We start from the raw sequence: 13,663 nt of genomic DNA, 5'->3' as shown, positions 1-13,663 counted from the left end.
CCCGGCCGCCCGGTCACGCCTCCAGGTCGAGCCCCCAGCTGTGGATCCACTTCGGGTGGATGCGGATCAGCTCCTCGCTGAAGTGCGGGCCCAACTCATGGGGCCCGGTGAGGAGTTCGGCATCGCCCCGGACCTCCACGCCCCGCACCTTCCACGGCTTGAGGCTCACGATGTCGTCGACGACGAGCGAAGTCCGCGGGTTCGACAGGAGGTTGCGCCACTTCTTCGTCGTGCCCATCGCGAAGCCGCCGATGAGGATCGTCCCGTCGTCCTGCGGATAGAACCCGACCGGGTTGGCCTGCGGCTGGCCCGAGGGGTCGACCGTGGCGAGCCGCCCCAGCCGCTGGGACTTCAGGTACGCGCGCTCCGCCTCACTGAATTCGCTCATGCCGCGAGCCTGTCACGCCCACCCCCGCCACCACATCGGCGCGCGGACCTAGGCCGCAGGACCGAAGGGCCCCCGCAGGACCGCAGGACCGAAGGGCCCCCGCAGGACCCCAGGACCCCAGAGCCGCAGACCCAAGACCATGGACACCTGGACACCTGGTCACCTGGACACGCGCCTACCCCCACCACACCGCCCCCAGCCACGCCCCCAGGATCAGCAGGCACGAGAACAGCTCCACCAGCACGCTCGTGCCGCCCGCCCGCATCGCCGTGCGCGTCGCCGTGGCCGCCTCCCCGTGGCCGCCGAGCCGCAGCCGTTCGCCGAGGTAGATGCCGCCGATGAAGCCCGGTATCGCGCCGAGCACGGGCAGCACGAAGAAGCCGAGGAGCGCGCCCGCACCCGCGAAGTACGCCATGCGAGGGGTCGCGCCGGCCTGTTTCAGGCGGCGGGGCGGGAGCTGCCAGCGGATGCCCTGCGCCGCGAGGAGCACCAGCGTGGCGCCGACCAGGACCCCCCACGCGAGCGGGTTCGGGCTCTGCAGCGCCCACCACAGGACGGCGGCCCACACCAGCCACGGCCCCGGCACCCCGGGCACCAGTACTCCGCACAGGCCGAGCAGCATGACGACGCCGACCAGCAGGAGTTCCCATGCTCCCATCTGCCCAGCGTGCAGGAGCCGGGGCAAAACCGCAGGTCACGTTAGGCCGAGCCCACCGATCCCGTGGGCTCAGACGCGCGCCACCCACCCCCGCTCGTACGCGTGCCAGCCCAGCTGGAGCCGCGTCGTCACCCCCGTCAGCTCCATCAGGCGCTTGACCCGGCGCTGCACGGTGCGCAGCCCGAGGTCGAGCTGTTTGGCGACGCTCGCGTCGGTGAGCCCGGCCAGGAGCAGCGAGAGGATCTCCAGGTCCGTGCCGTCGGGCCCGGCCGCGGCCGCCTCCCGCACCGTCCCGGACTCGCCGAGCCGCAGCGGGAGCGCGCCCCGCCACACCGCCTCGAAGAGCCCGGCGAGGGATTCGAGGAGGCCGCTCGCGTGCACCACCAGGGCGGCGGGTTCGGCGGCCTTCGAGGTCAGCGGGACCATCGCGAGGGCGCCGTCGGCGATCACCAGCTTCGTGGGCACCCGGTCGACCAGGCGGACCTGCTCGTCCCTGCCGATCGCGGTGGACAGCTCGGTCAGGCCGTGGGGGAGGGCGAGGACGTCCCGCTCCACGACGACGCGGTAGCTGACGCCCCTGCTGGTGGCCTGCTCCTCGGCCTTGTTGTCCATGCCGGAGACGACGACCGGACGCCCCGTCACCAGGGCGCACACCTCGGCGTTCGCCCCGAGCTGCAGCTGGAGGAAGCGCTGGGAGACGGCGTCGGCGCCGGTCACCACCTCCACCAGGTCGTGCACGGCGGGCTCGGCGGCCTGCGCGCGGTACTCCTCGGCGAGCAGGGTCGCCGCCAGCTCCGCCTTTTCCAGCTCGTGCCGCTGCTGGGTGAGCAGCGCCCCGAGGGCGACCCCGGGCGGCGCCGCCACCCAGCGGCCCGCGCGCCCCGACGCCTGCGCGGCGAGCCCGTGCCGCTCCAGCAGGCGCAGCGCCCGCTCCGTCTCCGGCTCCCCGAGGGTGAGCCTGCGCGCGAGCGCGGGCACGTCGGCGGCCCCCACCGCGACGAGGGCCCGGTATGCCGATTCGTGTGTCTCGTCCAGTCCTATCGCGGCCAGCATGCGGCGACGTCCTCCCCAGGATCCGTTCCGGCGGTTCCGCGGCCGCGATGGCGGATAGCGGCCACGGCGTAAACCCGCCGCTCGACATCATCCCCGCACCTGCCGCCTCTCTGCGAGGGTGACGCCACCGCAGCACCAACCACCGCCGCGAATCGGGCCATTGGTCCGCATTCGCCGTGGTCAGGCGTGCGTGCCCGTCAACCCTGGGGAGAGCGATGCGTCGAAGAGCCCGTACGGCATGGGGAGTGGCCAGTGCCGTCGTCCTCGCCGTCACCGCGGCCGTGCCGTCGATGGCCGAGCCGCACACGGACACCGCCCGCGAGAACACCGCCCACAAGGGCCGCGAGCACCCGCTGACCGGCAGCGTGCCGCGCGGCGAGGGCAGTTCGGTGGTCACGCTCGTCACCGGCGACCGGGTCCTGGTGTCGTACGACGCGCAGGGCCGCGCCGCCGCGATGGCCCTGCCCGGCGAGGACGGCACCGCCCCCCTCCTGCAGACCCGCCAGTCGGGCAAGGACCTGTACGTCTACCCCGAGGGCGCCGACCACGCGCTCTCCTCCGGCCGCGTCGACGAGGAGCTCTTCAACGTCACCGGGCTGATCCGGCAGGGTTACGACGACGCGCACAGCAAGTCCCTGCCGCTGATCGCCGTGTACGGCAAGGGCGTTGACGTCGCCCGCTCCGCGCCCGCCGCCCCGCGCGGGGCCACGCGCGGCCTCGTCCTCGACCCCGTCGACGGCGTCGCCCTGAAGGCCGACAAGAAGAAGGCCGCGGACTTCTGGGCGGACGTCACCGGAGCCAGGTCCCGTGCCGCCGCGTCCGGCCTGAAGAAGCTCTGGCTCGACCAGAAGGTCAAGGCCAGTCTCGACAGGTCGACGAAGCAGGTGCACGCCCCCGAGGCATGGGCGGCCGGCTACGACGGCAAGGGCACCAAGGTCGCCGTCCTCGACACCGGCGCCGACGCCGAACACCCGGACCTCAAGGGCCGGATATCCGCCGTCGAGAACTTCACGGACTCCCCGGACAACGAGGACCGCCAGGGCCACGGCACCCACACCACCTCCACCGTCGGCGGCACCGGCGCCGCCAGCGACGGCAAGAAGAAGGGCGTCGCCCCCGCCGCCGACCTCCTCCACGGCAAGGTCCTCAACGACCAGGGCGAGGGCGCCACTTCGTGGATCATCGCGGGCATGCAGTGGGCCGTCGACCAGAAGGCCGACGTCGTCTCCATGAGCCTCGGCAACCCGGCGGAGACCGACTGCACCGACCCGATGTCCACCGCGACCGAGGAGCTCGCCCGGTCGGCGGAGAACACCCTCTTCGTCATCGCCGCCGGGAACACCGGGCCGGCCCTCAACTCGGTCTCCTCGCCCGGCTGTGCGCCCAGCGTCCTCACCGTCGGCGCCGTCGACCGCGACGACTCCACCGCGAACTTCTCCAGCCGCGGTCCCGTCAACGGCTCGCACACCCTCAAGCCGGAGATCGCCGCGCCCGGCGTCGGCATCTCCGCGGCCAACGCGGGCGGCCGCGGCGTCTACGCCTACCAGTCGATGAGCGGCACCTCCATGGCGACCCCGCACGTCGCGGGCGCCGCCGCGATCGTCAAGCAGGCCCACCCCGGCTGGGACGCCCGGCAGATCAAGGCGGCCCTGGTGTCGTCGGCGGACAGCCGCGCCACCGGCGACGTCCGGGAGACCGGCGGCGGCCGCCTCGACGTGAAGGCCGCCGTCGACCAGCGCGTCCTCGGCGCACCCGCCGTCCAGGGCGGCAGCTTCGGCTGGCCGCAGGACTCCTCGGACCGCACGAGCGTCGACGTCCCGTACACCAACACCACCGACAAGCCGGTGAAGCTGAGCCTCAAGGTCCAGGGCGTCACCGGCAACGACGGGTCCGCCGTCCGCTCCTCCGTCGCCCGCCTCGCGCGCAGCAGCGTGACCGTCGCCCCCGGCGCCACCGCGAAGGTCCCGTTGAAGGTCACCCCCGACGCGGACCTCAAGCGCGCCCAGTACGGCGACGTCACCGGCCGGATCCTCGCCACGGCCAAGGGAGTTCGGGTCACCACGCCGTTCGCCCTGTACGTGCAGCCGGAGACGGTGAGCCTGCGCGTGAAGCTCATCGACCGGGGCGGCAGGCCCGCCGACGCCGGTTCGTCCGTCGACGTCATCGGCATGGACGACGCGAGCGGCGAGCGCCGCACGAACGGGGGCGCGGGCGACCAGACGTACCAGGTGCGTCCGGGCTCCTACTTCCTGTCGGGCTTCGTCGCGACGCCGGAGCGGCAGGGCACCCTCGTCAACTCCCTCACCCAGCTGACCCGTCCACAGGTCGAGGTGAAGAAGGACACCACGATCACCCTCGACGCCCGCAAGGCCCACCGCCTGTCGATCAAGACGGACAAGGCGTCCGAGTCGAGCGGCGCCACCCTCGGCTTCGCCCGCTCCTGGGACGACACCTGGCTGCACACGGGCACCGCGCAGGGCGGCCGCGCCGTCGCCGGGTACTACGCCTCGGTCGAGGGCAAGGCCACCGACGGCACCTACGAGTCGGTGAGCTACTGGCGGGCGACCGCCCCGCCCGTCTCCGAACTGGCCGTCCAGGGCGACGCGTTGAAGCTGCACCCGGTGACCGCCTCCACGGGCTCCGTCAACCTCGACGGCACCGGCAGCGCCCGCCTCGTCGACGCCAAGAACGGCACCCCCGAGGAGCTCGCCGCCGCCGGAGCCAAGGGCAGCATCGCCCTGGTCAAGGTCCCCGACAGCGGCAGCGCCCGCGAGGCGGCCGACAACGCGAAGGCGGCCGGAGCGGTCGCCGTCCTCACCCACCGCGAGGCGCCCGGCCGCTGGTACCCGGGCGTCGGGTTCGGCAACGGACCGCTGCCCGTCCTCGGCGTCCCCACGGACGAGGCGGCGGCGCTCCTGAAGAAGCTGTCGTCCGGCCCGGTCACCCTGCGCTGGAAGGCCACCGCGAAGAGCCCGTACGTCTACCACCTGGCGTTCCCCGAGTCCGGGCAGATCCGCGACGACCGCACCTACCGGGTCCGCGACAGCGCCCTCGCCGCGAACAAGGCGCGCTACCAGGCGATGGGCACGGCAACCGACTACCTCGACACCCCCTACGCCGTCCGGCCCTCCGGACTGAAGGCGTTCTTCGGGGACTTCCTGTCGGTGCCCGCCCCCGGCACGCGCACCGAGTACTACTCGGCGGGCGGCACCGGCTGGGGCCACGAGGTGTCCAGCAGCTTCCCGTTCGGGGAGTTCATGCAGGACCCGGTCCGCACCTACAAGGCGGGCGAGCGGCGCTCCGAGCGCTGGTACGACGGCGTGCTCACCCCGGCGGCGCCGCGCGAGGCGGACGGCGACCTCGCCCTCGCCGCCGAGCGCCAGGGCAACCTCATCGGCGTCGCGCCCGGCTTCTGGGGCGACGGCGAACACGGGGGAGTCCAGGGCAGCTTCGGCGACATCGGCGGCATGGTCCTCAAGCGGAACGGTGAGGTCGTCGGCGACACCGGGTTCCCCTTCGGTGTCTTCGAGGTCCCGGCCGACGAGAGCACCTACGAACTGACCCTGCACACCGAGAAGATCGGCTCCCAGGTCTGGAACCGCTCCACGGGCACGGAGACGACGTGGACGTTCCGTTCCAAGCTCGACGAGAACGCGTACTCGCAGGGGCTCGCGCTGCTCTTCCCGCGCTACGCCCTCGACGACGACGGCCTCAAGACCCTTGCCGCGAAGGACGGTCAGAAGATTGAACTGACCGCGACGGGGCACGCGGGATATGAGCCCGGGAAGATCACCGAGGCGAAACTCGCGTACTCCTACGACGAGGGCAAGACCTGGACGGACGCGGCCACCGCCGCGCACGACGGCCGCTGGAGCGCCACCGTGAACCACACGGGCGCAGCCGGCAAGCAGGTCTGGCTGCGGACGACGCTCACCGACGCGCACGGCGCCTCCGTCACCCAGACGGTCGCCCGCGCCTACGACGTGCGCTGATTCCCGGCCGCGCGAACCGGGGCCGCCGGACGGTTCCCCCGTGGGGGGTGGGACCGTCCGGCGGCCTCTTTTTTCCGGATGCACCGTTTTCGTACGGCCCGTGCCGTGGACAATAAAGGGCATGAGCCAGCAGGGGGAGAGGCCCACCGGCCAGGAAGACGACTGGTGGGGTCAGCTGTACGACGACGCCACGCCCGACACGGGCCCCGCCGCCACCGGCGACACACTCGACGACCGATTCGCCTCCGCCGCGGGCGCCGTGGACCGCGAGGCCCCCCGACCATCCCCGTACGCCGAGGAGTTCGGCCTCCGCGACCAGCAGCTCCCCGACGCGGTGGCCCGGACCGACGACCCGCGCGCCGCCGCGGAGGAGTCGGCCGCCCCACCCCTCGTACCGGAACAGCGGCCGGAACGGGATTCCGCCGCCCCGGGCACCGACACCGACACCGCCCCAGAAGAGGCCCCGACCGCCGCACCGCTCGACTACGTGGGGGACGGCCCGCCCACCTACGACGCCGAGCCCACCATGCTGCCCGCCGCCGACCCCGACCACCTCGGCGAGCTCGTCGCGGACACCGTCCTGGACGGCGCGCGCTACGGCTCCAGCACGCTGCGCGCGGCCTCCGTGCGCGGCGACTCGGCCCGCTTCCGGGGCGAGCCGCGCCGCGACTCGCTGCTCACCGCCCGCTTCGGCGTCGGCGCGAACGCGCTGGTGCTCGTCGCCCTCGCGACCGGCGCCCGCGCCACCCCGGGTGCCCACCTCGCCGCCGCCGAGGTCTGCGACTGGATCGGCCGCGCGGTCGGCCGCAGCCACGCGCGGCTCGCCGAGGACATCAGGGCCGGGCGGCGCGGCGACCTCAAGTCGGGCCTGCACCGCCTCACCGACCGCAGCCTCGGCAAGCTCCGCGCGCACGCCGCCGAGATCGGCGTGGAGCCCGAGGAGTACGCGGCGTCGCTGCGCTGTCTGCTGCTGCCCGCCGACCCGGGCTGCCGCATCCGGGTCTTCTTCGGCGTCGGCGCGGGCGGCCTGTTCCGGCTGCGCGACGGCGCGTGGCAGGACATCGAGCCGCAGGTCGCGGAGGCCACCGGGGACGCGGTGGTGGGCTTCGGCTCGCAGCCGCCCGCCGAGACGGCTGAGGGCGACCGGCTCACCATGGACATGGGCATCATCACCCCGCCCAGCCCCTATGAACCGGCCCCCGACCCGGCGCCCCGCGACCCGTTCCGCTTCCGCGCCTCGGTCGCCCGGCCGGGTGACGCGCTGCTGCTGTGCAGCGGCGGCCTGGCCGAGCCGCTGCGCGGCGAGCCCGAGCTCGCCGAACACCTCACCAGGCGGTGGGAGAAGACCGGCCCGCCGGGCCTCGCCGCGTTCCTCGCGGACATCCAGGTGCGGGTGAAGGGCTACGCCGACGATCGGACAGCTGCCGCCGTTTGGGAGGCGTGAGCCGACCCCCTGTGACTTCATGGACCTAGAGCGACACGCGATGAGTCATCAGCGATCAGCGAGAAGCGATCAGGGTCCGGGCACCGAAGGGTTCGTGAAGTCATGGCCAAGCAGAACGTCGCCGAGCAGTTCGTCGACATCCTCGTCCGCGCGGGGGTCAAGCGCCTGTACGGGGTGGTGGGTGACAGCCTGAACCCCGTGGTGGACGCGATCCGCCGCAACTCCGCCATCGACTGGATCCACGTCCGCCACGAGGAGACGGCCGCGTTCGCGGCGGGCGCCGAGGCTCAGATCACCGGGCAGCTGACTGCCTGCGCGGGCTCCTGCGGCCCCGGCAACCTGCACCTCATCAACGGCCTGTACGACGCCCACCGCTCCATGGCGCCGGTCCTCGCCCTCGCCTCGCACATCCCCTCCAGCGAGATCGGCCTCGGCTACTTCCAGGAGACGCACCCGGACCAGCTGTTCCGCGAGTGCAGCCACTACAGCGAGATGATCTCCAACCCGAAGCAGATGCCGCGGCTGGTGCAGACCGCCATCCAGCACGCGGTCGGCCAGTCGGGCGTCAGCGTCGTCTCGCTCCCCGGCGACATCGCCGACGAGCCCGCCCCCGACAAGGCCGCCGAGACCGCCCTGGTCACCTCGCGGCCCACGGTCCGCCCCGGCGACGCGGAGATCGAGAAGCTCGCCGCGATGATCGACGAGGCGGACCGGGTCACGCTCTTCTGCGGCAGCGGCACGGCGGGCGCGCACGCCGAGGTCATGGAGTTCGCCGAGAAGATCAAGTCCCCGGTCGGGCACGCCCTGCGCGGCAAGGAGTGGATCCAGTACGACAACCCCTACGACGTCGGCATGAGCGGACTGCTCGGCTACGGCGCCGCCTACGAGGCCACCCACGAGTGCGACCTGCTGATCCTCCTGGGCACGGACTTCCCCTACAACGCGTTCCTGCCCGACGACGTCAAGATCGCCCAGATCGACGTCCGGCCCGAGCACCTCGGCCGCCGCTCCCGCCTCGACCTCGCGGTCTGGGGCGACGTCCGCGAGACGCTGCGCTGCCTCACGCCGCGGGTCTCGCCGAAGACCAACCGCAAGTTCCTCGACAAGATGCTGAAGAAGCACGCCGACGCCCTCGAAGGCGTGGTCAAGGCGTACACCCGCAAGGTCGAGAAGCACGTCCCGATCCACCCCGAGTACGTGGCCTCGGTCCTGGACGACCTCGCCGCCGACGACGCGGTGTTCACCGTCGACACGGGCATGTGCAACGTCTGGGCGGCCCGCTACCTCTCCCCGAACGGCAAGCGCCGCATCATCGGCTCCTTCACGCACGGCTCGATGGCCAACGCGCTGCCGCAGGCGATCGGCGCCCAGTTCATCGACCGGGGGCGCCAGGTCGTCTCGATGTCCGGCGACGGCGGCTTCTCCATGCTGATGGGCGACTTCCTCACGCTCGTCCAGTACGACCTGCCGGTGAAGGTCGTCCTCTTCAACAACTCCTCTCTGGGAATGGTCGAGTTGGAGATGCTGGTCGCGGGTCTCCCGTCGTTCGGCACCACCAACCACAACCCGGACTTCGCCGCGGTCGCCCGCGCCGCCGGGGCCTACGGCGTCCGCGTCGAGAAGCCCAAGCAGCTCGCGAGCGCCCTGAAGGACGCCTTCGCCCACAAGGGCCCGGCCCTCGTCGACATCGTCACCGACCCGAACGCGCTCTCCATCCCGCCCAAGATCAGCTCCGAGATGGTGACGGGCTTCGCGCTCTCCGCGAGCAAGATCGTTCTGGACGGCGGGGTGGGCCGGATGCTCCAGATGGCCCGCTCGAATCTCAGGAATGTCCCGAGGCCGTAGCCCCCGGCGGGTGTCCGGCGATGACCCGTAAGGGTGGAAGAGACCGTCCGGCGGAGGCGTCGGCGGAACCACGCGGAAAGTGTCACGAGGTGACCATCACACTTTCTCCACAGGAAGGTCTGTGACCCGCATGTCCTCGTACCGTCGCGTCTCCGCGGTCGCCGTCGCCGCGCTCCTGATCTCGGGCGTCACCGCCCCCGCCGCGCTCGCGGCGACCCCCGACAAGGCTCCGGCCGCCACCACCGTCGCCCCCACCCCCGACACCCCGCTGATCGGCGCGGGCCTCTCGCTCGACCTCAACGCCGCCGTCGACCTGGAGGCCCACGGCATCGTGGCCGTCGGCGTGGGCGGGGCGTCCGACGACAACGGCACCGTCAGCCTGACCGTCGGCAAGGGCAGCCGGATCACGCACAAGAACCACAAGATCGTCGGCGGCAAGGTGCTGCTCCAGGGCGGCATCCAGCTGTCCAAGGGCACCAAGAAGGTCGTCGTCTCGAACGTGGCCGTCGACGTCAAGACCGGTCTGATCACGGCGAAGGTCGGGGCCAAGGCCAACGTCAAGATCGGTACGGTCAACAACCCGGCGGAGGCCCAGGTCGAGCTCATCGAGGGCACGAGCAACGCCACCCTGAAGCTCGGCGAGCAGGGCATCCACCTGAACGCCGCGCTCTTCGCCGACCTCGACGCCTCCCTCGGCACCTGCCTGACCGCGGACATCGACGCCTCCGCCGGTGTCGACGTGGACGCCACCCTGGACGTGGACGCCAACCTCGCCGTCGGCGCCAAGCTCAACACCGACCTGATCGTCGCGCTCGGCCTGGACGCCGACATCGACCTCAACCTCGGTCTGCAGGGTCTGCTCGACGCCGTCGTGGCCGTCGACATCAGCCTGTTCTAGAGCGCTCGCACCGCTCGGCACGGGGTTCGCACACGCCGGCGCCCGGTCCCTACTTGCTGGGGGGACCGGGCGCCGGCGTGCGTGTGCCCTTACGCGGGCCGCAGCCGCAGCGTCACGATCTGGAAGGGCCGGAGCGACAGCGCCAGTCCCTCCGCGGACGTCTCCGCGGGGTGCAGCGGGCGCTCCAGGAGGTCCGTCACCTCGGCCGCCGCCACCGGGAACGACGTCGTCAGCGTCGCCGCGGCCCGCCCGCCCCGGGACTCGTAGAGCCGCACCACCACATCGCCGCTGCGGTCGTCGGCGAGCTTCACCGACTCGACCGTGACCGCCGGGTCGTCGAGGCGCACCAGCGGCGCCAGGTCCGGGGCGGACGCCTCCCGCAGCGGCAGGTTGAGCGCGAGCCCCTCGGCGACGGCGGCCCCGACGTCCGCGCCCACGAGCAGCGCGTACGTGAAGCGGTGCGCGCCGAGGTCGGTGTCCGGGTCCGGGCTGTGCGGGGCCCGCAGCAGGGTGAGGCGGACCGTCGTGCCGAGCCCGTCCGCGTGTTCGGCGCGGGTCACGTCGTGGCCGTACGTCGAGTCGTTGAGGACCGCGACGCCGTAGCCCTCCTCGGCGACCCGCAGCCAGCGGTGCGCGCAGATCTCGAAGCGGGCGGCGTCCCAGCCGGTGTTGACGTGGGTCGGCCGGTGCACATGCCCGAACTGGATCTCGGCGGCGGACCGTTCGGCGTGCACGTCCAGCGGGAACGCCGCCTTGAGGACCTTCTCCGACTCGTGCCAGTCCACGTCCGTGACGACGTCGACGCGGCGGCTGCCCGCCGCGAGCCGCAGCTCCTGGGTGATCCGCGAGCCGTCGCCGAAGGCCCGCACCACGCGGACGGCGACCCGCAGGGGCCCGTCCTCGACGAGCTCCACCGACTCGGCGCCGGTCAGGTCGGTGTGCCGGTGGCGGTAGTGGCGGTCGAGGTCCCAGGCGTCGTAGTGGCTGGGGTGGTCGGGGTGGAGCTGGAGGAGGTTGCCGCGGCTGCCGGGGGCGAGCACCTCACGGCCGCCCGCGTCCAGATCCCGCACGGAGGTCAGCAGGCCGTCCGCGTCGACGGTCACGCGCAGGTGCTCGTTCGCCAACTGGATCGTTCTGTCTGCCTGATGGGCGGTGGCGCCGGTGCCCGGGGAGCGGGTGTGCCCGGCCGCCTCGGCGAGGCTCCTGGTGCCGAAGCCGTCCACCACCACGTGGGCGAGCGAGCCGTCCTCGCGCTGCACCACCTCGCTGCGCGCGTAGGGGGACGCGTTGAGCACCGCCGCCTCCCCGGCGCCGAGATGGCGTACGGCCTGCGTGGTGAGCTCGTCCAGCTCGGCGAGCACGCGCGCGTACGTATCGCGTGCCTCCCGGTGCACCCACGCGATCGACGAGCCCGGCAGGATGTCGTGGAACTGGTGCAGCAGCACCGTCTTCCACAGCCGGTCCAGTTCGTCGTACGGATACGCGTACGCGGGGTCCCGCAGCGCGGCCGCCGTGCACCACAACTCGGCCTCGCGCAGGGCGTGTTCGCTTCTGCGATTGCCGCGCTTGGTCGCCGCCTGCGTCGTGTACGTGGCCCGGTGCAGCTCCAGATAGAGCTCGCCCGACCACACCGGGGCCCGCTCCCCGTACTCCTCCTCGGCGGCGGCGAAGAACGCCGAGGGCCGCTCGATCTCCAGGCGGGGCGAGCCCTCCAGGGAGCGCAGGCGGCGGGCCTTCTCCATCATCTCGCGGGTGGGGCCGCCCCCGCCGTCGCCCCAGCCGAACGGGATCAGGGAGCGGGTGGCGCGGCCCTTCTCGGTGAAGTTCCGCTCGGCGTGGGCCAGTTCGGCGCCGTGGAACTGGGCGTTGTACTTGTCGGCGGGCGGGAAGTGCGTGAAGACGCGGCTGCCGTCGATGCCCTCCCACCAGAAGGTGTGGTGCGGCATCTTGTTGGACTGGTTCCAGCTCAGCTTCTGCGTCAGGAACCAGCGGATCCCGGCGAGCCGCGCCAGCTGCGGGAAGGCGGCCGTGTAGCCGAAGGAGTCCGGCAGCCACACCTCCTCCGTCTCCACGCCCAGCTCCTCGCGGAAGAACCGCATGCCGTGCGTGAGCTGGCGTGCGAGGGCCTCGCCGCCCGGCATGTTGGCGTCCGACTCGACCCACATCGAGCCGACCGGAGCCCAATTTCCCTCCGCCACCGCCTTCTTGATGCGCTCCCAGATGTGCGGCTGGTGCTCCTTCACCCATGCGTACTGCTGCGCCTGCGAACAGGCGAAGACCAGCTCGGGGTAGTCGCGGGCGAGCGCCGTCACGTTGGCGAAGGTCCGCGACGCCTTGCGCACCGTCTCGCGCAGCGGCCACAGCCACGCCGAGTCGATGTGCGCGTGCCCGGTCGCCGAGAGGCGGTGCGCGCTGGCGTGGGCGGGCCGGGACAGGACCTCGGTGAGGCAGGCGCGGGCGGTGGCGGCCGTGCCCGGCACGTCGTGCAGGTCAAGGGCGTCGAGCATGTCCTCCAGGGCGCGCAGGATCTCGTGGCGGCGCGGCCGGTCCGCGTCCAGCTCCGGCATCAGCTCCGCCAGCACCTCGATGTCCAGGACCAGTTGCCAGACGTCCTCGTCCAGGACGGCGAGGTCGGCGGCCCCGAAGCGGTAGAGGGGGCGGTCGCCCGCGGTCAGGACGTCGCCCAGCCGCGTCGGCACGAAGTCGTGCAGGACCGTCGGGTTGGCGGCCGCCTCCAGGAGCAGGTGCACCGGCTCGCCGCCCTGCGCGCGGGCCGCGACGGGCACGTACTGGTTGCGCGGGTGAATGCCCTTGAGGGGCACGCCGGAGGCGTCGTACGCGAGTCCCTCCGCCTGGAATCCGGGCCCCTCACCCGTGAAGCCGAGGTCCACGACCACCTCGACGCGGCGCCCCTCCCACTCCTTCGGCACCGTCCCCTCGAGCCGGAACCAACTCGTCGACCAGGGCTTTCCCCACACCTCGCCCGGCTCGAAGGGCGCGTAGTCCGCCGCCATCGCCTCGGCCACCGGCACCGGTTCGCCCGGCGTGTGCCACACGGAGAGGGTGAGCGGGGTGCGGTGCGCGTACTGCGCGGGACGGATGAACTGGCGCAGCGCGCGCTCCAGGCGGTCCTCGACCTGGCGTCGGTCGTCGTGCACGGCGGCTCCTCGGGCGGCTCGGGGGTGTCCACCGCTTCACTTCCCTGCCGACGCTCGGGGCATCCACTTTCATGGTTCTTGAATGGACCTGTGTGCCGCCGGGCGGGGCGGGAATGCATCCCGTGAGCGTGTTCGAGCAGGGAGGAAGCCATCGGTTTGCGGGCGGGGGTCATGACGAGGCAGGTACGACGAGGAGGTCCCGGGACGAGAGGGGCCGCTTCAGCGAA

Annotated in this window: 8 protein-coding genes; 4 read left to right on the top strand and 4 right to left on the bottom strand. The window is 72.5% G+C overall.

The features are described 5' to 3' along the window. Nucleotides 1–13: 13 nt before the first annotated feature. The 3 genes from ACQB60_RS24775 to ACQB60_RS24765 all read right to left on the bottom strand — a co-directional run bounded on the left by ACQB60_RS24775 (nucleotide 14) and on the right by ACQB60_RS24765 (nucleotide 2,099). A complete protein-coding gene (locus ACQB60_RS24775) occupies nucleotides 14–388 on the bottom strand; it encodes a PPOX class F420-dependent oxidoreductase (RefSeq protein ID WP_496928313.1) in 375 nt (124 codons plus the stop codon). Between the two features lie 175 nt (nucleotides 389–563). Then, nucleotides 564–1,046 (bottom strand): DUF456 domain-containing protein, encoded by a 483-nt coding sequence (locus ACQB60_RS24770; RefSeq protein ID WP_496928312.1) that lies wholly within the window; start codon nucleotides 1,044–1,046, stop codon nucleotides 564–566. 69 nt (nucleotides 1,047–1,115) lie between these two features. Then, complete coding sequence (locus ACQB60_RS24765) at nucleotides 1,116–2,099, bottom strand: winged helix-turn-helix transcriptional regulator (protein WP_496928311.1); 984 nt, start codon at nucleotides 2,097–2,099, stop codon at nucleotides 1,116–1,118. Nucleotides 2,100–2,314: 215 nt separating this feature from the next. Between ACQB60_RS24765 and ACQB60_RS24760 the strand changes: the two genes are divergently transcribed. From ACQB60_RS24760 to ACQB60_RS24745, 4 genes are all read left to right on the top strand, one after another. Then, complete coding sequence (locus ACQB60_RS24760; RefSeq protein WP_496928310.1) at nucleotides 2,315–6,091, top strand: S8 family peptidase; 3,777 nt, start codon at nucleotides 2,315–2,317, stop codon at nucleotides 6,089–6,091. Nucleotides 6,092–6,212: 121 nt separating this feature from the next. Then, entirely contained in the window at nucleotides 6,213–7,535 is a 1,323-nt protein-coding gene (locus tag ACQB60_RS24755) for a protein phosphatase 2C domain-containing protein (RefSeq protein ID WP_496928309.1), read from the top strand. A gap of 102 nt (nucleotides 7,536–7,637) precedes the next feature. After that, nucleotides 7,638–9,380 carry a pyruvate dehydrogenase gene (locus ACQB60_RS24750; RefSeq protein WP_496928308.1) on the top strand — a complete coding sequence of 581 codons (1,743 nt, stop codon included), beginning with the start codon at nucleotides 7,638–7,640 and terminating at the stop codon, nucleotides 9,378–9,380. A 130-nt stretch (nucleotides 9,381–9,510) separates the two neighbouring features. Further along, nucleotides 9,511–10,278, top strand: a complete 768-nt coding sequence (locus tag ACQB60_RS24745; RefSeq protein WP_496928307.1) for a hypothetical protein — start codon at nucleotides 9,511–9,513, stop codon at nucleotides 10,276–10,278. 89 nt (nucleotides 10,279–10,367) lie between these two features. Here ACQB60_RS24745 and ACQB60_RS24740 read toward each other — a convergent pair whose 3' ends face one another. Then, complete coding sequence (locus ACQB60_RS24740) at nucleotides 10,368–13,436, bottom strand: alpha-mannosidase (RefSeq protein WP_496928306.1); 3,069 nt, start codon at nucleotides 13,434–13,436, stop codon at nucleotides 10,368–10,370. Nucleotides 13,437–13,663 lie beyond the last annotated feature (227 nt).

The organism is Streptomyces odontotermitis (assembly GCF_050510915.1).
In the GTDB taxonomy this organism is placed as follows: Bacteria; Actinomycetota; Actinomycetes; order Streptomycetales; family Streptomycetaceae; genus Streptomyces.
Note: the sequence above shows the minus strand (reverse complement) of the source record. Positions and strands in the feature narration are given on the sequence as shown.